We start from the raw sequence: 1,271 nt of genomic DNA, 5'->3' as shown, positions 1-1,271 counted from the left end.
CACATCGCCGACGCGCCGGCCCGGGTCGTCGGCGAGTTCCTCCAGCAGCCGCACCAGTCGCTGTGCCAGCGCCCGTGCGGTGTCCACGTCGTACAAGTCCGAGGCGAACTCGACCTGGCACTGCACACCCGCGGGCGCCCCGTCGGGTGTGAACCGCTCCGTCAGATTGAACGCCAGGTCGAACTTCGCTGTCCGGGTGGACGCCGGTTCTCGTACCGCGTGTAGGCCGGGAAGCTGGAATGTGCCGTGGGGGGCGTTCTGCAGGGCCAGCATCACCTGGAAGAGGGGATGGTGGGACAGTGACCGTGCCGGGTTGAGGACTTCCACGAGATGCTCGAAGGGGATGTCCTGATGGGCGTAGGCGCCCAGCGCGGTTTCCCTGACCCGGCCCACCAGTTCGGTGAACGTGGGGTTCCCGGACAGGTCGGTGCGCAGTACCAGGGTGTTGACGAAGAAACCGACCAGGTCGTCCAGGGCCTGGTCCAGGCGGCCCGCGATGGGGCTGCCGATCGGAACGTCGTTGCCCGCGCCGAGCCGGGACAGCAGGGTCGCCAGTGCGGCCTGCAACACCATGAACAGACTCGCTCCGCTTGCCCGGGACAGTTCCACCAGGCGAGCGTGCAGCTCCGCGTCCATCTCCAGGCTCACGTAGTCGCCCTGGTAGGAGGGCACCGGCGGCCGTGGCCGGTCCGCCGGCAGCGGGATCTGGGCCGGCAGACCGGCCAGCGCCTGCGTCCAGTACTCCAGTTGCCGGCCGAAGACACTGGTGGGGTCGTGCTGGTCGCCGAGGAGTTGGTGCTGCCAGAGTGTGTAGTCGGCGTACTGCACCGGCAGCGGCGCCCAGCCGGGTTCTTGGCCCTCGCATCGCGCCTGGTATGCCCGGGCCAGATCCCGGGACAGCGGGCCGGTCGACCAGCCGTCGCCGGCGATGTGGTGGAGCACCAGCACCAGCACATGCTCGTGCTCGTCCAGCCGGAACAGCCGTGTCCTGACCGGCGGTTCCACCGCCAGATCGAATCCGCGCCGTGTTTCACGGGCCATCGCGTCCGCCAGGGCCGCCTCGGACACGTCGTCCACCGGCATCGGCACGTCGACCGCGTCGGCGGGCAGGATCTGCTGGTACGGCGTTCCCGCCACCTGTGGGAAGACGGTGCGCAGGCTTTCGTGCCGGATGAGCACGTCCCGCACCGCCGCCCGCAGTGCCTCCCGGTCCAGCACCCCGGACAGGCGCAACGCGACCGGAATGTTGTAAGTCGCGCTCACGCCTTCCA

At 69.5% G+C, this 1,271-nt stretch carries 1 protein-coding gene; it reads right to left on the bottom strand.

The features are described from left to right. Positions 1–1,263, bottom strand: a 1,263-nt coding sequence (locus ACI2L1_RS45210; protein ID WP_404745304.1) for a condensation domain-containing protein, incomplete at its 3' end; no start/stop codon positions are given. Positions 1,264–1,271 lie beyond the last annotated feature (8 nt).

The organism is Streptomyces sp. NPDC019531 (assembly GCF_044903305.1).
Taxonomy (GTDB): Bacteria; Actinomycetota; Actinomycetes; order Streptomycetales; family Streptomycetaceae; genus Streptomyces.
The sequence above is the reverse complement of the archived record's forward strand: the minus strand, read 5'-3'. Positions and strand labels throughout refer to the sequence as shown.